This is a genomic window from Streptomyces sp. NPDC057743 (assembly GCF_042798755.1).
Lineage (GTDB): Bacteria > Actinomycetota > Actinomycetes > Streptomycetales > Streptomycetaceae > Streptomyces.
This window is the reverse complement of sequence record NZ_JBHVJX010000007.1, coordinates 181,062-199,885: the sequence shown is the minus strand read 5'-3', so window position 1 is coordinate 199,885 and position 18,824 is coordinate 181,062. Positions and strand designations below refer to the sequence as shown.

General features: G+C 70.8%; 19 protein-coding genes and 2 pseudogenes. 12 read left to right on the top strand and 9 right to left on the bottom strand.

Features of this window, described 5'->3' with window-relative positions:
• Nucleotides 1–133 precede the first annotated feature (133 nt).
• The gene (locus tag ACFVFQ_RS10645; RefSeq protein ID WP_383412096.1) at nucleotides 134–1,396 is read left to right on the top strand and encodes a sensor histidine kinase; all 1,263 of its coding nucleotides are present in this window, start codon (nucleotides 134–136) and stop codon (nucleotides 1,394–1,396) included.
• Between the two features lie 40 nt (nucleotides 1,397–1,436).
• Here ACFVFQ_RS10645 and ACFVFQ_RS10640 read toward each other — a convergent pair.
• Nucleotides 1,437–2,033: pseudogene (locus ACFVFQ_RS10640) on the bottom strand (dihydrofolate reductase family protein).
• A 199-nt stretch (nucleotides 2,034–2,232) separates the two neighbouring features.
• On the bottom strand, nucleotides 2,233–2,454 hold the full coding sequence (locus ACFVFQ_RS10635; protein ID WP_383412093.1) for a hypothetical protein: 222 nt from the start codon (nucleotides 2,452–2,454) through the stop codon (nucleotides 2,233–2,235).
• 351 nt (nucleotides 2,455–2,805) lie between these two features.
• Between ACFVFQ_RS10635 and ACFVFQ_RS10630 the strand changes: the two genes are divergently transcribed.
• Together ACFVFQ_RS10630 and ACFVFQ_RS10625 are read left to right on the top strand one after the other, a co-directional pair.
• Nucleotides 2,806–3,747: a LysR family transcriptional regulator gene (locus ACFVFQ_RS10630; protein ID WP_383412090.1), complete on the top strand. Its 942-nt coding sequence runs from the start codon at nucleotides 2,806–2,808 to the stop codon at nucleotides 3,745–3,747.
• A 167-nt stretch (nucleotides 3,748–3,914) separates the two neighbouring features.
• Entirely contained in the window at nucleotides 3,915–4,529 is a 615-nt protein-coding gene (locus tag ACFVFQ_RS10625) for an N-acetylmuramoyl-L-alanine amidase (protein WP_383412087.1), read from the top strand.
• A gap of 47 nt (nucleotides 4,530–4,576) precedes the next feature.
• On the opposite strand, the gene ACFVFQ_RS10620 is transcribed toward ACFVFQ_RS10625, so the two are convergent.
• Nucleotides 4,577–5,197 (bottom strand): PadR family transcriptional regulator, encoded by a 621-nt coding sequence (locus ACFVFQ_RS10620; protein ID WP_383412084.1) that lies wholly within the window; start codon nucleotides 5,195–5,197, stop codon nucleotides 4,577–4,579.
• Nucleotides 5,198–5,332: 135 nt separating this feature from the next.
• Here ACFVFQ_RS10620 and ACFVFQ_RS10615 point away from each other — a divergent pair, with 135 nt between their 5' ends.
• On the top strand, nucleotides 5,333–6,574 hold the full coding sequence (locus ACFVFQ_RS10615; protein ID WP_383412081.1) for an FAD-dependent monooxygenase: 1,242 nt from the start codon (nucleotides 5,333–5,335) through the stop codon (nucleotides 6,572–6,574).
• A 74-nt stretch (nucleotides 6,575–6,648) separates the two neighbouring features.
• Here the strand turns inward: ACFVFQ_RS10615 and ACFVFQ_RS10610 are convergent, their stop codons facing one another.
• On the bottom strand, nucleotides 6,649–7,566 hold the full coding sequence (locus ACFVFQ_RS10610) for a LysR family transcriptional regulator (protein WP_383412078.1): 918 nt from the start codon (nucleotides 7,564–7,566) through the stop codon (nucleotides 6,649–6,651).
• Nucleotides 7,567–7,639: 73 nt separating this feature from the next.
• On the opposite strand from ACFVFQ_RS10610, the gene ACFVFQ_RS10605 reads away from it, so the two are divergent.
• The 4 genes and pseudogenes from ACFVFQ_RS10605 to ACFVFQ_RS10590 form a co-directional block, all read left to right on the top strand.
• Nucleotides 7,640–8,611 (top strand): DMT family transporter, encoded by a 972-nt coding sequence (locus tag ACFVFQ_RS10605; RefSeq protein ID WP_383412074.1) that lies wholly within the window; start codon nucleotides 7,640–7,642, stop codon nucleotides 8,609–8,611.
• 87 nt (nucleotides 8,612–8,698) lie between these two features.
• Entirely contained in the window at nucleotides 8,699–9,229 is a 531-nt protein-coding gene (locus ACFVFQ_RS10600) for a PadR family transcriptional regulator (RefSeq protein ID WP_383412071.1), read from the top strand.
• A gap of 167 nt (nucleotides 9,230–9,396) precedes the next feature.
• Complete coding sequence (locus tag ACFVFQ_RS10595; protein ID WP_383412068.1) at nucleotides 9,397–10,590, top strand: DUF2306 domain-containing protein; 1,194 nt, start codon at nucleotides 9,397–9,399, stop codon at nucleotides 10,588–10,590.
• A gap of 11 nt (nucleotides 10,591–10,601) precedes the next feature.
• A pseudogene (locus ACFVFQ_RS10590) lies at nucleotides 10,602–10,745 on the top strand (ATP-binding protein); the annotation flags it as partial.
• 51 nt (nucleotides 10,746–10,796) lie between these two features.
• Here the strand turns inward: ACFVFQ_RS10590 and ACFVFQ_RS10585 are convergent.
• Together ACFVFQ_RS10585 and ACFVFQ_RS10580 are read right to left on the bottom strand one after the other, a co-directional pair.
• Nucleotides 10,797–11,501 carry a hypothetical protein gene (locus ACFVFQ_RS10585; protein WP_383412065.1) on the bottom strand — a complete coding sequence of 235 codons (705 nt, stop codon included), beginning with the start codon at nucleotides 11,499–11,501 and terminating at the stop codon, nucleotides 10,797–10,799.
• 210 nt (nucleotides 11,502–11,711) lie between these two features.
• A complete protein-coding gene (locus ACFVFQ_RS10580; protein ID WP_383412365.1) occupies nucleotides 11,712–12,731 on the bottom strand; it encodes an AI-2E family transporter in 1,020 nt (339 codons plus the stop codon).
• A gap of 431 nt (nucleotides 12,732–13,162) precedes the next feature.
• On the opposite strand from ACFVFQ_RS10580, the gene ACFVFQ_RS10575 reads away from it, so the two are divergent.
• Nucleotides 13,163–13,318, top strand: a complete 156-nt coding sequence (locus ACFVFQ_RS10575; protein WP_383412063.1) for a DUF6131 family protein — start codon at nucleotides 13,163–13,165, stop codon at nucleotides 13,316–13,318.
• A gap of 228 nt (nucleotides 13,319–13,546) precedes the next feature.
• Nucleotides 13,547–13,903 (top strand): Ig domain-containing protein, encoded by a 357-nt coding sequence (locus tag ACFVFQ_RS10570; protein ID WP_383412060.1) that lies wholly within the window; start codon nucleotides 13,547–13,549, stop codon nucleotides 13,901–13,903.
• Between the two features lie 58 nt (nucleotides 13,904–13,961).
• On the opposite strand, the gene ACFVFQ_RS10565 is transcribed toward ACFVFQ_RS10570, so the two are convergent.
• Nucleotides 13,962–14,993, bottom strand: coding sequence for a serine/threonine dehydratase (locus ACFVFQ_RS10565; protein ID WP_383412057.1), 1,032 nt, complete (start codon nucleotides 14,991–14,993; stop codon nucleotides 13,962–13,964).
• 253 nt (nucleotides 14,994–15,246) lie between these two features.
• On the bottom strand, nucleotides 15,247–15,852 hold the full coding sequence (locus ACFVFQ_RS10560; protein ID WP_383412055.1) for a hypothetical protein: 606 nt from the start codon (nucleotides 15,850–15,852) through the stop codon (nucleotides 15,247–15,249).
• 153 nt (nucleotides 15,853–16,005) lie between these two features.
• Between ACFVFQ_RS10560 and ACFVFQ_RS10555 the strand changes: the two genes are divergently transcribed.
• Complete coding sequence (locus tag ACFVFQ_RS10555; protein WP_383412052.1) at nucleotides 16,006–16,650, top strand: hypothetical protein; 645 nt, start codon at nucleotides 16,006–16,008, stop codon at nucleotides 16,648–16,650.
• A 40-nt stretch (nucleotides 16,651–16,690) separates the two neighbouring features.
• Here the strand turns inward: ACFVFQ_RS10555 and ACFVFQ_RS10550 are convergent, their stop codons facing one another.
• Nucleotides 16,691–17,674, bottom strand: a complete 984-nt coding sequence (locus ACFVFQ_RS10550; protein WP_383412362.1) for a zinc-binding alcohol dehydrogenase family protein — start codon at nucleotides 17,672–17,674, stop codon at nucleotides 16,691–16,693.
• Between the two features lie 300 nt (nucleotides 17,675–17,974).
• On the opposite strand from ACFVFQ_RS10550, the gene ACFVFQ_RS10545 reads away from it, so the two are divergent.
• Complete coding sequence (locus ACFVFQ_RS10545; RefSeq protein WP_383412049.1) at nucleotides 17,975–18,619, top strand: dihydrofolate reductase family protein; 645 nt, start codon at nucleotides 17,975–17,977, stop codon at nucleotides 18,617–18,619.
• Nucleotides 18,620–18,824 lie beyond the last annotated feature (205 nt).

Sequence of the window (18,824 nt, the reverse complement as noted above, 5' to 3'; positions counted from 1 at the left end):
TATGGGTTTCTCTCGGCAACTTCTCTATGCCTCAGGACATCTGAGGCAGGAACAAAGGAACAGCAGTGCGTCCACTCGTCATCCCGACGTCAGCCCCCGTGCCCGCCTCGTCGGAGCACCGGGACTGATCGCCGTGGCGACCGCTCCCCCGCCACCCACGACGCCGGCGCCCACCCCGACCCACCCCGCCCCGGGCCCGCCGCCCGATCCGCCGCGGCGCGCCGGACGACTGTTCCGGCTGCGCCCGACGATCCGGATGCGCCTCACGCTGCTCTACGGCGGCATGTTCCTGATGGCCGGCGTGGTACTGCTCGCGATCATCTGCGTACTGGCGGCCAACACCCTCAAGCAAGCCACCCCGGACTTCCGGGTCGTCGGCAGCAACCTCAAGATCAGCAACGTCAGCTGCCCCGTCCTGCCGACGTCCGGCACGGTCGACGAGATCAACGCGGCGATCAGCAGTTGCGTGCGGGACCAACACGCCCTGGCACTGGGCCAGTTCCTCAACCGTTCGCTGTTGACGCTGCTCGGACTGGCGATCGTGGCGTTTGCCTGTGGTTATGCGATGGCGGGGCGGGTGTTGTCGCCGTTGGGGCGGATCACGCGGACCGCGCAGCGGGTGGCGGGGTCGGATCTGCATCGGCGGATCGAATTGGGCGGTCCGGATGACGAGTTGAAGGAGTTGGCGGACACCTTCGACGAGATGTTGGACCGGTTGGACCGGGCGTTTGAGTCGCAGCGTCGGTTTGTGTCGAATGCGTCGCATGAGCTGCGGACGCCGTTGGCGATCAACCGGACGCTGCTGGAAGTGCAGCTGGCCGATCCGGGGGCCTCGCCCGAGGTGCAGCAGTTGGGCAAGACGCTGTTGGCGACCAACGAGCGCAGTGAGCAGTTGGTGGAGGGGTTGCTGCTGCTGGCGCGCAGTGAGAACAAGATCGTGGACAAGCGGCCGGTGGATCTGGCGGAGGTGGCCTCCCAGGCGCTGGAACAGACGCGGCAGGAGGCACAGTCCAAGGGCGTGGAGCTACGCGGTGTGCGACAGCAGGTGTTCGTGCAGGGCAACGGGGTGCTCCTGGAGCGGATCGCACTGAACCTGGTGCAAAACGCGGTGCGCTACAACGTCGCCGAGGGAGGCTGGGTCGAGGTACGGACCGAGCCACAGCCGGGCTGCGCCGTACTGACGGTCTCCAACACGGGACCGGTGGTGCCGGCATACGAGGTGGAGAACCTCTTCGAACCGTTCCGACGCCTGCGCACCGAACGGACCGGCAGCGACAAGGGCGTCGGCCTGGGCCTGTCCATCGTCCGCTCCGTAGCCCGCGCCCACGACGGCACCATCACCGCCGAACCCCGCGAAGGCGGCGGACTCGACATGCGCGTCGTACTGCCCCTCTGAGACTGCCCCTCTGACACCGACGGACGGCCGGTCCGCCGCCCTAGCCCTCGGCGGCCGGTCGATAGGTGCACACCTGCACGCCCGTGGCGCCGCCGACCGCGGAGACCAACTCCAGTGCGCGCAGCACCCCGTCGTCCGGGAAGATCCTCTTCCCGCCGCCGAGCAGCACCGGCATGATGACCAGGCGCAGCTCGTCGACCAGTCCCTCGCCGAGCAGGGTACGCACGAGCGTGGGACTGCCCATCACCAACAGGTCGCCGCCGTCCGTCCCGTGGAGGTCACGGATCCGCGACACCGCCTCGTCGCCCGGAATGATCCGGGTGTTCTCCCACGCCACCTCGGCGGCCTACAGTTTCTTGGACACGACGTACTTGGGGATGGCGTTCATCCGGTCGGCGAACGGGTCGCCGGCCCGCTCGGGCCAGGCCGCGGCCATCGTCTGCCAGGTGCGGCGCCCGAAGAGCAATGCCTGGGCCTCCTCCAACGCGCTGGCGAAGGCCCCACCCACCACCTCCGGGTCGAAGAACCGGTGCGACCAACCGCCGTGCGCAAAGCCACCGTCGCGGTCCTCGTCCGGTCCCCCCGGCGCCTGCACCACACCATCCAGGCTCATGAACTCACTGATCACGATGCGCATGGGTCTGCCTCACTGTCCCACTCGGGCGTTGGAAACGTAGCTGTTGGAGACGTAGCTGTCGAAGGTCTGGCAGTCAAAGAACCAGCAGTTGGAGACGTAGCTGTTGGAAGCACAGCCGTTGGGAGCACAGCAGGTGGAAGCACGGCTGTTGGGGTTCACGCCGGAGGAACCAGAGCACGATGCGCGAACCCCAACAGCATCATCGCCTGCCGTCGCCCCCAAGGCACGGCATGACATCGCCGCCCTCACCGGCCCGCGGCCGCGGTGTCTGCGCGCCACGGGCGAGGAGGAGCACGGCCAACGTGGCGCGGGCCTCGCGCCTGAGCCCGGCGCGCCGCGCGAAGGCCGAGGTGAAGGCGAGAACGGAGACCGTCACCGTATACAGGGTGACGCCGGCGGCAGACAGGAGCCCGATGGTCATCGGGCACGCACCTTTCTTCCCCCCACTCGGGTACGCCCGGCCTCCCATGGACCGGGGTGTGTTCCGCCCCTCCACTCTACGAGTCCTGTCAACACCCGCTCGCCGTAGCCGTCCAGCCCACCGCCGGGGGCCCTCGGCAACGCCGGCGCGCAACAAAAGAAGAATGCGAATACGCACCCCGCGGCGACTTGCCACCGCCCTTCAACGCTTTATGGCAACGGATGACAGCACCCGAAAATCCAGTGAAGAGGTATCTACTCTTGGTCACTTGACGGTGTGGTCGTGCTGACGAACGGCGCCAAGTGCGGGTCATCCAGAGCCGCTTGAACGCCGACCTTATAACCTCCCGACATGGCAATGACGTTGAGACAGTTGCAATACCTGGTGACCATCGTGGAGACGGGTTCCTTCACCCGGGCCGCTGAACGACTGCACGTCTCGCAGCCCGCCCTCTCCCGCCAGTTGCAGATCCTCGAACGGTCCTGCGGCGGCTCGCTGATCGAGCGCGGCGGGCGCCCGATCACCCCGACTCCGCTGGGCCGGGCGATGCTCCCGCACGCCCGCGCCGCGCTGGTCGAGGTGGAGAAGGCGCACTCGGCGGCGCTGCGCGTGGTCAATGCGTGCGGCGGCGAGTTGCGGCTGGCCACGCTGCATTCGATCAGTCTCGGGGTGCTGCCGACAGTTTTGGGCGCATGGCGCAGTGCGCACCCGGGCGTCCGTCTGTCACTCGTCGAAAAGCTGCATGACAACGAACTCCAGCTCACTTTGGGCGCCGGTCAAGCCGATGTGGCCATCGGGCCGCCGCCCATTGACTGGCCGGGCGTCATATTTCCCCTGGAGGCCGAGGAGTTCGTGGTCGTTCTCGCCCCCGACGATCCACTGACGTCGCGCGCGGGTTCCCGACTCCACCTTTCCGAACTCGCGGAACGGGAATGGGTCCATTTCACCGAGCCGAATGGCCTGTCGAAGATCTTCGACCACGCCTGCGAGAGCGCCGGATTCCGACCGCGCGTCGCGGCACGGACCCAACAGACGGCCGCCGCGCTCCAACTCGCCCTGGCCGGCGTCGGACCCACGCTGCTCCCCGCGAACATGATCCCCGCACACCTCGTCGCCCGGGTCCTGCTGCCCGACCCACCGGTCCGGCGACCGCTCGCCGCGTACACCCGCAGCCAACCCGACGCGCTCACATCGGCGTTCATCGACGTGCTCACCGAGCACGCCCGCCCCGTCCCGACCCACGTCGCCTCCCTCCCCGGCATCCCCGCACACCGCCCGCCCAAGGCACCGTAACCCCGACGATTCCGGCCGCGCGTGACGACCACCCGGCGGTGCGGCCACCCCGCACGGCCACCCCCGGTCCCGTGTCGAAGCGCGGCCCCCGCGCAGGTCGGCGGTAGTTTTCGGGGGAAATTGCCACTCGCCGCAAGCGGTGCGGCGGCCGGAGGGAGCGTCAGACGATGGCGAGGAACGGCGACGGGCAGACACTCAGCCGTCGGCACCTGATGACGGGGATGGCGGCGCTCGCGGCCACCACGGCGTGTTCCCGTTCCAACGCCCCGAGCCCAAGCGTCTCCCGTACCGTGCCCGGCTACCCCGGGGCGCAGTGGGTCCCGGCGAACACCACCAACTACACCCCCGCCAACCGCCCGACCGGTCACCCGATCCGGATGGTGATCGTGCACGTCACGCAGGAGACCTTCCCCGACACGTTGATGCTGTTCGGACGCCCCGGCTACCGCGCCTCCGCCCACTACACGGTGCGGTCCCACGACGGCTTCATCGCCCAGTGCGTGCGCGAACAGGACGTTGCCTGGCACGCCGGCAACACCAAGTACAACTGGGGCAGCATCGGGGTGGAGCACGAGGGGCGCGTCGACGAACCCAAGTGGTTCACCGGGGCGTTGTACGAGCACTCGGCCGCGCTGACCGCCACGATCTGCCACCGCTACCGCATCCCCGTCGACCGCCAACACATCATCGGCCACCACGAGGTGCCGGGCAGCGACCACACCGACCCCGGCCCGCTGTGGGACTGGCCCCGCTACATGCGGCTGGTGAACGCCGCGTTCTGATCCCGTTCCGATCCCCGGCGCCTGCCGCGTTCCCACCGCCCCCTTCGCTACGCCCCGCCCTCTCCCGTCTCTCCAGCCTCCTGGAACGCTTCGAGCATCTCCGGGGACCAGGTGAGGCTCCCGTCCCGCAGGTCGTCGATCACCCCGCGCAGCCAGCGTTCCTCGGTGGTGAGGACGGCGAGGAGGTATTCGTTCTCGATCAGTGCGATCCGTGGGAGGCCAGCCGGAGTTGCGGCGTTCTGGCGCTCCAGCTCGGCGCGTTGGGCCGTGATGCGCGCAAGGCGCCGCTCCAGGATCGGCGTCACCTCGTCCGGGGTGAGCATCAGCATGTTGGAGAGCGCCACCGGGAACACCGGGAACTCCGCCTTGGGCACAGCCAGCATCTGCTCCAGCCACTCGCGGGTGACCGCCCGGCCCTCGTCGGTGACCTCGTAGACGGTCCGCTCGGGGTACTGCTGGTCCCGCTCGGTGTGCCGGACGGCGATCAGTCCGCCGGCCTGGAGCCGCTCGATGGTGCGGTAGAGCCCGGCCCGTTGGCCGACGTTGACCACCTGTTCCTTGCCCCACTGCTTGAGCAGTTGCTGGATGCCGTACGGGTGCAGCGGTCGGTGGTGCAGCAGGACCAGCACGGTCAGACCGAGCGGCGAGCTCTTCACGGGGGCGGTCATGCAGGTCATCGTAGTCAACACGCGAACTAGTTGCATTGAGACTAGTTTCTTTGCAACTATGACTGGGCGCGCTAGACGGCACGCGGATCCGGCACGTTCGGAAGATCGATCCAGACGCTCCATCTGGGAGGGGCCATGAACAGCAACGGCGAAGGCCAGAACGGCGGCAACGCCTCAGGGATACGAACCGCGCTCGTCATCGGGGGCGGCGTCGCGGGGCCGGTGGCGGCGCTCGCGCTGCGCAGGGCCGGCATCGCGGCGACGGTCTACGAGGCGTACCCGACCGCGGCGGACGGGATCGGTGCCTGGCTCGGCCTGGCGCCCAACGGGCTGGCGGCGCTGGCGACGGTCGGCGCCGATGCCGCGGTGCGGGCGATCGGGCAGCCGATGCCCGGCTCGGTGATGGCGGACGGCGCCGGGAACCACTTCGCCAGGTTCGACGGCTTTCCCGAACTGCCGGCCACGATGGCGATGCCGCGCGACCGACTGTTCCGCGCACTGACCGACCATGCGACCGCCGAGGGCGTCCCGTTCGTCTACGGGAAGCGGCTGGTGGACGCCGAGGAGACGGCCGACGGCGTCACCGCGCGGTTCGCCGACGGCTCCACCGCGACCGCCGACCTGCTGATCGGCGCCGACGGCATCCGCTCCACCGTCCGCACCGTGATCGACCCCCAGGCACCCGCGCCCGAGTACGGCGGCGTGCTGAGCTTCGGCGGCTACGCGGCGATGGACCGCGGCCTCGAAGCGGAGCTCAAGCCCGAACCGGACGCCATGTACTTCGCGTTCGGTCGCGTCTTCATGGGCTACTGGCAGGGCCCGGACGGGCAGTTGATCTGGTTCGCCGGGCTGCCGACGGAGAACCCGCCGAGCCAGGCGGAGTTGGCGCGGGTGCCCGCCGCCGAGTGGTTGGGCAAGCTGCGCGAGCTGTACGCCGGCCACTTCCCGGGCGAGCATGTGCTGCGGCACACCGATCCCGATAGGCTCATGGTGGTCGGCCAAATGGAGCGGATGCCGTCCGTCCCGCACTGGCACCGGGGGCGGATGGTGCTGGTCGGCGACTCGGTGCACGCGCCGTCCTCCAGCTCCGGGCAGGGCGCCTCGCTCGCCATCGAGAGCGCGGTCGAGCTGGGCCGCTGCCTGCGCGATCTCCCCGGCCACGGCGAGGCGTTCGCCGCCTACGAGGCGCTGCGCCGGCCACGCGTGGAGGTCATCGGCCTGAACGCCGCGGCCGTCAACGAGGTCAAGGCGGGCAAGAGCGCCTTGCCCAGGCCGTCGTTCCCGGCGCCCGAGGAGATGTTCCGCCCGCTCCACTTCCACCGGATCGACTGGGAGCAGAGCGTGCAGGAGACGCTGCGGGGCCTGGCCGGCGCGTAGCCGCGGGGATGTTGTGGGGCGTTGCCGCGCCAGGCAACGCCCCGGATGCCTGACGCACCGTCATGACACCACCGTCACGCCCCCGTGACGGTCGCCGCAACCGCCGCGACCGCATCGAGACAGGCACGGATCGGTGGGCTCTCGGCACGGGTGAGCCAGGCGGCGCCGATGTCGCGGCGGAGGGCCGGCCGGGCGGAGAGGAAACGCACGCCGGTCGGGGCGGGGTGACGGGACATGGCGGGGACCAGACAGGCAGTCAAGTTACGGGAGACCAAGGCGAGTTGGGTTGTGTGGTCGGCGAGGAGGTAGCGGATGTCCGGTTCGAGGCCGCGGGTGCGGAAGACGTGGAGCAGGGCCTCGTGGGGCTCCGTGCCGGGCGGGCAGCAGGCCCAGGCAGTGTCCGCCAGGCCGCCGAGGTCCGCGTCCAGGCCGAGGGTGGTGCGGTCGGCGAGCGGATGGTGCACGGAGAGGGCGACGTAGACCTCCTCGCTGGTGAGGGTGCGGAGCGTGACGCCCTGCGGGACCGCGAGCGGGCGGGTCGGCCAGCTCTCGACGAGGAGGAGGTCCAATTGGTCGTCGAGGAGGCGCGGCAGCAGCTCGTTGGCCTCGCCGTCGACGACCGTGGGGGCGAGACGGGGGTGTTCGGCGGCGAGGGCGGCGAGCGCGTCGGGCAGCAGGGTGCGCACCGCGCTGCCGACGCCGCCGATCCGGAGCGGACCCAGGACGTCGTTGCCGAGATCCGCCAAGTCGGCCTGGGCGGCGGCAAGTTGATCGAGCAGGCGATCGGCATGGGTGGCCAGGACGCGGCCGGCGTGGGTCAGGCGGACGCTGCGGCCGTGCGGTTGGAGGAGGGGGTGCCCCGCCTCGCGTTCCAGTTTGGCCAGTTGCTGGGAGACGCCGGAGGGCGTCATGTGCAGCGCCCGGGCTGCCTGGGCGATCGTTCCCTGGGCGGCGACGGCGGCAAGCGCACGGAGCCGGTCAATGCTGAACACGTTACGGATGCTACCGATTATTGGGCTTGAATCGTCGCTTTTTGTTTATGGTCCGGCCAGGCACAGTGGGCCTATGACGTACCGAGACGAGCCGTTGACTTCGGGGAAAACCGCGTCGGACGTGCCGGCACGGCCCCCCGCCGCCACTTCCCAACGGCCCTCGGCGCTCGCCCGCGCCGGCAACCCCCTCGTCCTGGCCCTCGCCGGATCGGCGTGCATCTCCGCCTCGGCCGTCCTGATGAAGCTCTCCGCGACGAACGCGGGCACGGCGGCCTTCCTCCGCTGCGCGTTGGCGCTGTTCCTGCTGGTCCCGCTCGCCTGGCGGGAGGTGCGGCGGGTCGGCGCCCGGCCGTGGCGCTACCAGGCGATGGACCTCGGCGCCGGGGTGCTGCTCGGCATCGACATGGTGTTCTGGGCGGCCAGCGTGCTCACCGTGGGCGCCTCGGTCTCCACCGTGCTGCTCAACGTCCAGGTGGTGGTCTTCCCGCTGCTTGCCCGGCTGGTGTCGGGGACCCGGCTGACCCGGCGGTTCGTGCTGCTGATCCCGCTGATGCTGGCCGGGGTGGCGCTGGCGAGCGGGGCGATCGGCAATCCCCAACCGGGCAGCGATCCGGTGGCCGGGGTGGTCTTCGGGACTGCGGCGGGGGTGGCGTACGCGGGATATCTGTTCCTGATGCGGCTGGGAGGCGGGCGGGCGCACACCGTCACCCCGGTGTGCGTCTCCACCGCGGCGGCCGCCGGCACGGCCGCAGTGCTGGGCGGCCTGTGGACCGGTATCGACCTCAACCCGGGCTGGCCGGCGTGGGGTTGGCTGATCACGCTCGCCGTCGTCGGGCAGGTGGTTGCCTGGCTCCTGATCACCGCCGCGTTGCCGAAGCTGGCGCCGAACGTCGGTGCCGCACTGTTGCTGTTGCAGCCGGTGATGGCGTTTGGGCTCGGCGTCGCGATCGGCGAACGCCCGACCGTCACCCAGGCATTGGGCTGCGCGTTGGTGATCGTCACGGTCTGGTACAGCAGCCGGCCGCCACGAGGGCGGCGCAGCTGACGGCGGGACGCGGGCCGGTACGTGGGCACTCATCGACCGCCCGGTCGGGCGCAACGCCCGGCCCCCGCCTCGCGATACGGTCACGACATGGTTGATTCCTCCGACTCTGCACCCCGCCTGACCACACCGTCCTACCTCGTGCTCGGCTTCATCGACCAGTTGGGCGAGGCCAGTCCGTACGACGTGAAGGTCGAGGCCGCCCGCACGGTGGCCCCGTTCTGGTCGATGCCGCACGCACAGGTCTACGCGCAGTGCGACCGGCTGGTCGAGGCGGGCCTGTTGTCGGAGTGCCGGCAGTCGGGCGGTCGCAACCGGCGCCTGCTGAGGCTGACTTCGGCCGGAAAGGCGGCACTGGAGGAGTGGCTGTCCGACTCGACCTTCGCCCCTGTCGAGGCGCGCGATCGCGGCATCCTGAAACTGTGGTTCGGCGGCCGCCCCGAGGTCCACTCCCCCGCACAGCTCGCCGAACACCGCCGCACGCTCGCCGAGTACGAGGAACTCGCCGAAACCCTCGGGGACTTGCTGACCCGCGGACAGCGCGAGGCGCTGGAGTTCGGCATCCGGTACGAGCGGATGACGATCGACTTCTGGCAGTGGGTGGAACAACGCGGCGAATGATCCGCACCCCCGACGCACGGGCCATTGACCGCGCAATGGATCACCCCTACCTTCTCAATAGTCCACTTAGGACTATCCAGGGCAGGCGCAGTCGGCCGTCAGACGCCGAACCGATCCAGGCGGACGGCAGGCCGGCCCAGGACAGGGTCGCGATCCGGGGAGCCACCATGAACCGTCCAGGGAAGGCCACTTGGCGCCGCGCGGCCACCATCGCCGTGGTCGTCGTCTGCCTGGCATACGCGCCGATCGCGATGACCGAACTGTGGCCGTACGCACACCACGGCGCCCCCGCGATCGGCGAATGGCTGCTGGGACGGGCAGTGTCGCCGCGCTATGTCGCCGACGCCCTGGCCACCCGCATCGGGCCGTACAGCCACAGCCTCGCCGCGATGGTCCTCCACTCAGTGCTGGGCGGCCTCTTGATGCTGCTCGGGCCCGTCCAACTGCTCTCCGCACTACGGCGACGCAGGCGGCTGCACCGCGCCGTGGGCGTGGTGTTCGCGCTGACCGTCTACGCCTCGATGGCGGGCGCCGCGGTCTACCTCGCCCGGACCGCGCCGGCCGATGCCTTCAGCGGCCCGGCGTTCTGGATCGTGCTCGCCACGATCCTGGTCGGCACGGTCTCCAGCATCACGTTCGGCATCCTCGCCGCGGTCACCAACTACCCGGATCTGCACCAGCGTTGGCTGCTGCTCTGCTACGCCTACCTGATGACGGCGCCACTGCTACGCCTCGAATGGGGCGCGCTCCCGGCGCTGCTGCCCGGCCTCTCCATGTCTGACGTCAACCGCGTCGCCGTCATGCACCTCGGATCGATCGTCGTCTTCGGGGCGCTGCTCGCCTCCCGCGCGTTGGACGCCCGGGACCGTCTTCCCGGCATGCGCGGCACATGGGTGCCCAGGCCCGTGCTCATCGCGGCCCATGTGGCCGGCGCACCGGCCCTCGCCTGGATCATCGCTTCCTACCTGGGCCGGGGCCCGACCGGCCACCGCCTGCTCGCGGCCTATCTGCTCCCCTTCGCCGCGACCTACGCCGTCATGTTCCTCGGCCAACGGCGCGCGGGCCGCAACGGCCGGAGTTGGGCCCGCGAGGAGTGGCGACTGCACCTGGTCGGCCTGTGCCTGGCACCCGTGCTCTCGGTCGGCGCGGGGCTGCTGTTCGAGCGCTACGGCGGACTGGACCGGGGCACCGCCTGGGACGCGGGCATCGCCATCGGCTGCGGGATGCTGGCCTTCGAGGCGACGGTGGTGGTCAGCCTGCGGGTGGTGCGCGGACGCGTGGCGCTCAGGCGGGAGCGGCAGGCCACCGCACCGCGGCCGGAACCCGATTCGGCACCGATGCAGGGCGCCCCGGCCCCCTAGGGTCGGGACATGGCCCGGTAATCGCCCCGATGACCCTCATCGAGCCGACGTACTTCGACGAAACGGTCGGCCGGCTGCGCCAACGCGGCCATGACGTCCGGCACTTCGCCCTGCTCGCCGAACGCGAAACCGCACTGACGAACGCCCGCCACCAGAAGCACGCACCCTGGTGAGCGAGCCCCGGCCCCGGCCCATCGGACAGGGCCTCAGCTGCGGACGAACCCGGGCCCGTGGTCCTCCGCCAGGCGCACGATCTCGTCGGCCAATGGCCGCAGCCGCGGTTCCTGTTCCGCCGCGGCCTGGGCCAGGCGCCCGATGTCCGCGACCCAGTCCTCACCCACGGCGGCCGTCGCACCCTCGCCCCTTTGGACGTCCGGCTCGCCGCCCGCCTCGTAGGGCACGCCGATGCGGGCGAAGCCGCGGTCGAGCAGGCCGCGAGCTTCGTCGGGGCGGTGCCTGGCCAGGGCCTTGACCGCGCCGACGGCGTTGGCCAGGGCGCTGGCCGGCCGCGACCACTCTTCCTCACTGGCCCGCGCCGCCGGATTGCCCCGGTCGTAGTCGGCGTCATCCGCGATGGACTCGGCCCGCACCGAGAGGTCGAGCCGCCAGAACAACGGCAGCCGCGCGAAGCGGACGAACGCCAGGCGGCGCCGGTCGGAGTGGCGGAAGTCGGGGTCGTAGCGCACCTCGGCCACCGGCCGCACCCGCCCCAGCGCGCCCTCCATCCGCGCCAGACACCCGGCGAACTCGCCGTCCGGGACGACCCATTCCACGTCGATGTCGCTGAAGTCGTCCGCGGTGCCCGCCGCCAACGAGCCCAGCAGCAACGTCCGCGAACCGGGACAGTCCCGCTCCAGCGCGACCCGCACCGCATCCACGAGCGCCTGCCGCTGCTCCACCGCACTCACCATGGCGGGCAGCATAGGCCCGCGACGACCGGCCGGCCGGCCATCGGGCCCACCTCGTGAACCAACTTCCCTACGGAAAGAGGGAGTTGACCAAGACGCGGCTCCCTCGCCCCAAACCGCCCCGAGCACCAGCCGGCGGCTTCCGCTCGGCAACCCGGGCCCCAGGGCCTGTCCGATGGCTCATGGCCGGGGCCACAACCCATCGGACACGTCCTAGCTGCGCAGCGCCCCGTACACCGACCACGCCACCGACACCAGCGGCACCGCGACGACCGCCCCGAGCACCCCGGCCGTGACGCCCCCGCAGACCACCGCCAGAGCCACCACCACCGGGTGCAGGCTCACCGCCCGGCTCATCACCAGGGGGTGCAGCACATGCCCTTCCAACTGGCCGATGACCACGATCAGCAGGATGACGAGCAGCGCCACCAGCGGCCCCTTGGCGGCGAGGGCCACCACCGCGGCCACCGCCAGGGCCACCGGCGAACCGATCAACGGAACGAACGCGGCGAAGAACTCCAGCACCGCCAGCGGCAGCACCAGCGGCACGCCCAGGACAAACAGCGCCAGGCCGACGAGGACCGCGTTGGTCGCCGCGATCAGCACGATGCCGCGGGTGTAGCCGGTGAAGGTCGTCCACGCCGCGCGGCCGGCCGTACGCACCGAGCGGCGCCCGCGCTCCGGCAGTTGGCCGCCGAACCACTGCCACATCCGGCTGCCGGAGTGCAGGAAGAAGATCGAGCAGAACACCGCCAGCACCGCCACGGTCAGGGCCTCCGCCAGGCGTCCCACGCCGCTCACCGCGGTGTTGATCAAGCTGGTGCGATTGCTGGACACCAAGCGGGAGATCCAGGTCTGGAACTGGGCGAGGGTCCCGTGCTTGAGGTGGAACGGCGGCCCTTCGAGCCACCGCTCGATCCTGCTCACCCCGCCCGCGAACACCTGGCGCAACCCGGGCCAGGCCGTGGCCACCTCGGCCCCCAGCAGGCTCAGCACGCCGAACAGCACCACGATCGCGATCAGCAACGCGCCGGTGACGGCTGCGGAGCGCGGCAGCCACCGGGCCAACAGATCGGTGAACGGCCCCAGCAGGGCGGTGAGCACCAGGCCGAGGAACACCGCCAGGGTGACGAGGTGGAAGCGCCCCAACACGATGAACACCACGTAGACGGCGGCACCCACGACCAGCAGCCGCCACCCGTACGCGGCGGCGACCCGCAACGGGCGGGGCACGGCGACCGCCTCGCGCGGCCGGAGGCGCGGCGTCCGGCCGGTCCGCCAGGGTCGCCGCCGCGGGACGGGGCGCTGCGCGCCGACCGCGCGGTCCTTGGACCTGCGGGCCGGACGGGGTGGGTTCGGCACGCTGCGCCGCCACCTCCTCCCGCCCGCGGGCCTTAGCGCCGGCCGTGCCACCGGCGCTGAAGGGACCGGTATCACCGCCCGGCGCCCACCGAACGCGACCGGCCGGTATTCGCTCAAAGGCACCCGATGACGGACGGCTCCGGGGGCTCACGGGGGCTGGCGCGCCGCAACAGCGGCCGCAGGTACAGCCGCGCCGGGCCGGCCGCGGCACCGCACCCCTCTCGTTTTGTTGCCGTTACGCCACCCGAGGCACAGAGTGAGAGAAGGCACGTACAAGCATCGGAACGAACTCGGAGGGCGTCGTGATCGTTCTCGGAATTCTTCTGCTCATCATCGGCCTGCTCACCGGAATCTCCGTGCTGTGGACGATCGGCCTCATCCTCGCCGTCGTCGGAGCGGTCCTCTGGCTGCTCGGCACGCTGGGGCATGCGGTCGGCGGACGACGGCACTACTGGTAGCGACGGCCTGGCGGACGGCCCTGCCTGGCTCGGACGGCCCTGCCCGGTCTTGCAGGGCTGTCCGGTCTGCTCACCATGCGCTCACGACCAACCCGGTGCCTGCACGGGCCGGCCCAGGCACCCACTTGGCATCGCCGGCACACGGCGGCACACGCCGGCACACGACGGCACCCCACAGTCACCACGGCACCTCGCAACGAGGCGAGCCGGACCCGATCAGGAGGCGGTATGAGCGCGGAAGCGGGCCACGGCCGGACGTACACCATCCAGCCCGCCGGCGGAACCGAGCAGCACGCCGGCCACCACCAGCCCTTCCCCCACCCGATCAAGGCCCGGGTCGTCGACAGTCAGAGCCGGCAGCCGGTGGCAGAACTCCCGGTCACCTTCGCCTGGGACTCGATGAGTCAGCAGGCCCTGTTCGAGGACGGCGGGAGCGGCGAGCCCAGCGTGACGGTCCTCACCGATCCCGAGGGATACGCGGAGACCCCCCGACTGATCGCCGGCGACGCGGCCGGCACCGCGACCTTCACCGTCACCGCTCCCGGCGCTCCCCCGACCCATATCGAGATCACGGTCAATCACTGAACGGCCGCCCGACCACCCCACCACCCACCGCATCAACTGCCGTTCTGCCGGCCTCTGTTCACCCCTTCTCCACCGCATCGCCCAACGTCCGGAGATCGGTGTTGGCCCCACACAGCACGATGCCGGTCGTCCCTGATGCGCCAGGCACTCCACCCCCACGCGGCGGCCAGTCGTCCGAAGCCGCACCCGCACCCGTCTCACCGTGCTGGCTGGTCTGCCAGGCATGGTAGGCGGCCAGCGCGGTGGCCGCGGCGTGTTCCACGACGAGACGGTGTTCGGCCCACAGCGTCCGGCGAGCCCGCACGATCTCGGCGTCCGGCACGGTCACGCAGTAGACGCCGTCCTGCTGGGCGGCGTGCAGGGCGAGCGCGGAGGCCCGCCGGGCGCCCAGCGAGTCCGCGGCCACCGAATCCACCGTGACGTCGACCGGCTGCCCGGCCCGCACGGCCGCGTTCAACGCACAACACCGCTCCGGCTCGGCGGCGATGACGCGGATGCCGTGGTGTCGGGCGGCCGCCGCCACGCCCGCGAACAGTCCGCCGCCACCGACCGCGACGACGACGGTGTCCAGGTCGGGCACCCGGGCGCGGAACTCCTCCAGCACCGTTCCGGCGCCGGCGGCGATCAGCGGGTTGTCGTAGGCGTGCGAGGCGAGCGCACCGGTCTCGGCGCCGAACTCCCGGCAAGCCGCCAGCGCTTCGGCGTACTCCTCCCCCACCAACCGCACATCGGCCCCGTACGCGCCCAGTCTCGCCACCTTCACCTCGGGCGCGGTCCGTGGCAGGAAGACGGTTGCCGGGACGCCCTGTTGCTGCGCGGCCCAGGCGCAGGCAAGTCCGGCATTCCCACCGGAGGCGATGGTGACACCGGCATCCGGCAGCGACCCGTCCGCGCGGTGTGCCTCAAGGAAGTTCCGCGCCCCGCGGGCCTTGAACGACCCGGTGTACTGGAGGTGTTCCAACCCCAGCCACACCGCCCCGGAATCGCCCGACGGCGCCACATCGAACGGCGCGACCGCCAGCGGTCGCACCTGCCCGGCGATCCGCCCCGCCGCAGCCGTCACCTCGCCGTACTCCAGATACTCCGTCATGGCCCTTCCTCCAACGCCCCGTATATCGCGCCCCGGGCAAGCCCCCGGCCATTCCCCAACACCGGTCCGCTCACCCCTACTTGACGCGGCTGTCCAACTGTCTGTCTGCCTCCCACCCTACGCAGCGCCGAGCTCCGACCAACCTCCCCAACGCCAACAGCCAGGCCAGGAACCGGGAAGCGGCAGCCCGGCCTGAGCATCAGGCCGAACTTCGGGCTCACCTGGACATGGTGCGGGTGCTGGTGACTGCCGCTTAGCCGGTGCGGGTGAGGGGGTTGAGGAGTGGGCGGTTGCGCCACAGGGCGAGCGCGCAGCCCGTGGCGAAAAGGACGGCCGCTTCGCCGATGCCCAGGAGGGACGTTGCGTCCTGGATGGGCCATGCCCACGGTTGGGCGGAGCCACCCGGTCGTCGGCCGGCGGCCGCGCAGGCCAGCGGCAACGCGGCGACGCAGATCATGGCGATGCCCGGGCCGAGCAGGGTGCGGACGATGAGGGCGGTGCCGAGGAAGCCGACGCAGTTGCGGGCCAGCGACACCGCCTCCGGCCGGTCCCATACGAGGTGGACCGCGGTCGTCAACACGACGGTGAGGGCGGCGAATGCGACGCACAGCGCGAGGTTGCGGCGTCCCGCGTGACGCAGTGCGACCTCCTCGGCGAAGGCGTCGCCCCGGTCGATGCCGTGCAGGAGGAGGGCAACGGGCAGCACTCCCAGGATTTGCGTGACCAGGAGCGTCCCGGAGGGGCCGACGACGGCCGGGACGGGGATGGCTTCCTGCCGCACCAGGATCGCCACGACGTACGCGGCGAGAGTGGCCGCCGCTACCGCGGGAGCGCCCTTCGTCCTGAGCCACCAGATCACCGCACGACCCCCCGTGCGTCGGGCGCAGGGACCGGAGCCGGGTGGGTCCCTCGTTGGGTTACGGAGCGGGGGAGGATCGAAGGCCATGCGGAACGCGCTTTCGGCACCTCCGCCCCTCTCCCGCTCCCGAGGCTGTGGTCTAGGGTCATCCGCATGCGTGAGGTGCGGGTGGTCCTCATCGGGGGGACGTCGAACGTCGGCAAGTCGACCGTGGCGCAGGTCGTTGCGGGACAGCTGGGGTTCGCGTGCCTGTCGACGGACCGGCTGGCCAGGCATCCGGGCCGTCCCTGGCGGACGCCGGAACGGCCCGTTCCCACCCATGTCGCCGAGCACTACACCTCGCTTCCGGTGGACGAGTTGATCACCTCGGTTCTCGACCACTACGGGCGGCTGTGGCCCCGCATCGAGGAACTGGTCACGGCCCGCGCAACCGGGGAGCAGACGGAACCGGGACTGGTCCTGGAAGGCTCCGCGCTATGGCCCGCCCGGGTTGCCGGGTTGTCCGTCCCCCGCACGGCGGCGGTGTGGCTCACCGCGGACCAGTCCGTCATCCGCACCCGCGTGCACGGCGCGGGTCACTACCCGGCCGCGACCGCCGACGAGCGGCACCTGATGGACAAGTTCCTGGCCCGCACGGAGCGTTACCAGTCCCTCATGCTCGCCGACGTACACCGCCTTGACCTGGACCACCTCGACGCGGGCGACGGCCGCTCACCGCAGGAGCTCGCCGAGGCGGTGTTGAGGGTCGCAGACGGGCAGCACGGGGCGGGACGGACGGCGAACGCCAACCGCTCCTAGCGGCCTGTCCGATGGAACAGGCCCTGGTCGTACGTGTACGTCAGTTGGCCTGGTGTGCAGCCGGCCCCGCGACCTTGAGGACCAACTTGCCCGTCGTCGTGCCGGACTCGATGCGTCGGTGCGCCACCACAGCCTCCTCCAGCGGCAGTTGTTCGACCTGGACACGCAGCTCGCCATCGGCCGCCGCGGCGACCGCGCGACGCAACGCACCACCCGCCACCTCGGGGAACGCACCGGAGAACGCCGCCAGATTGAAGCCGGAGACCGTCTTGTTGGTGAACCACAGCTCGTTGGCGGAGAGGCCGACGTCGTCTGCCCCGGAGGCATTGCCCATGACGATCAGCCGACCCATCGGGGCCAATGCGTCGAGACTGGCTCGGCGCGCCGGGCCGCCCACCATGTCGACCACGACGTCGAACTCACCGGCCTCCGGCACCTGGTCGCGCAGGATCACCTCGTCGTAACCGAAGCCCTTGGCCGTCTCGAACTTGGCCGCGGTGCCGACCGTCCCGACGATCCGCCCGGCACCCAACAGCCGTGCCACCTGGCCGAGTTGACTGCCCACGCCACCCGCCGCGGCGTGCACCAGCACGCTCTCGCCGGGCTGGAGGCGCGCCACCCGATCGAGGACGACGAATGCGGTGGTGCTGTTCGACGGGAGCGCGGCGGCGCGGTCCAGCCCCAGGCCCTCGTGCACGCCAAGCGGGGCGACCAGTTCGGCCGAGGTCACCGCCACCTCGCCGTAACCGCCACTGTCGACGATGGTCAGCGCCGCAACCGGCTCCCCGACCGTCAAGCCGGTCACGCCCGCACCGAGCGCCCGGATCCGACCGGACACCTCGATGCCGGGCACGAAGGGCAAGGGCACGTCCACCACGCCCTGCCGGTAGAGGACCTCGGCGAAGTTGGCACCCGCGTACGCCACATCGATGGAGACCTGCCCCGGGCCCGGCTCGGGCACCGACACCTCGGCGACGGTGAGGACCTCGGCACCCCTGAAGGCCGGGATGGTGACGGCCTTCATGCGCGTCGGGGCGGTGCCGTGGGTGTTGGTTTGGGTGCCGGTGCCCTTGTTGCCACTGGAGTTGGCGCCGGTATCGGCGTTGGCGTTGATGGGGTTTGTCATGGGGATCATGATGACGGGCCGGGCCGCGAGCCGAAAGCGTTGTGATCAATGGGCTGGTGGGAGGCTGCGGATCCGCCTTCGAGAACGTGTCCGCTCACCTGCTCCGCCGGAGGACTGGGGCGGCAGCGCCCCGGGCGCAACATCGTAGGCTCACCCTGACCGCTTGCGGATCGCAAGCACTTGCCGAAGGTGGACCGCATGGCCAAAGTCCGCGTGCACAACTTCCATATCTCCCTCGACGGCTACAGCGCAGGCGAAACGATCACGCTCGACGAGCCCATTGGGGGCGCCGAGAGGTTGTTCACGCACTTCGACGGGCGGTTCATCCACGGCGTGGATGCCGTGGATGCACCGATCACCCTCGATCGCGCTCTCACGAGCACCTGGGGGCAGGGCATCGGGGCCGAGATCATGGGCCGAGGCAAGTTCGGTCCGCAGACCGGCGAGTGGACCGACGACGACTGGCGAGGCTGGTGGGGCGACGAACCCCCCTTCCGCACGCCCGTAGTGGTGCTCACCCATCATCGACGTGACCCCATCTCCTTCGACAACGGTACGAGCTTCCACTTCCTCGACGCCACGCCCGAGGACGCCCTCGCACACGCCCAGGACCTTGCCAACGGCCGGGACATTCGCATCGGCGGTGGCCCCTCCACAGTCCGGCAGTTCTTGATGGCCGACCTCGTCGACTTCATGCACCTGGTCACCGTGCCCATCACCCTCGGCACCGGGGTGTCGATGTGGGACGGGCTTGCCGAAGTCCAGGACCGCTTCACCATCGAGTCGGCGACCTCGGCAAGCGGCCTCACCCACCGCTTCTGGAATCGAACCAGCGCCAGCTAGAGCCGAGTTGGAGCCGTGATCACGTGGCGGGGTCGAGGCTGCGCATCCAGATGAGGGATCCGCGCAGTTGGAGCCCCGCCATATCCGGACCATCGCGCGGGCGGCCCGGGCCGACGAGGCCAACCGCCGGAGCGCGGCGGGATGGTGCCCCGGAACAGCCCGGAGTCGCGCAGCGCCTGCATGTTCTCGGGCGCGCCATTCGCTG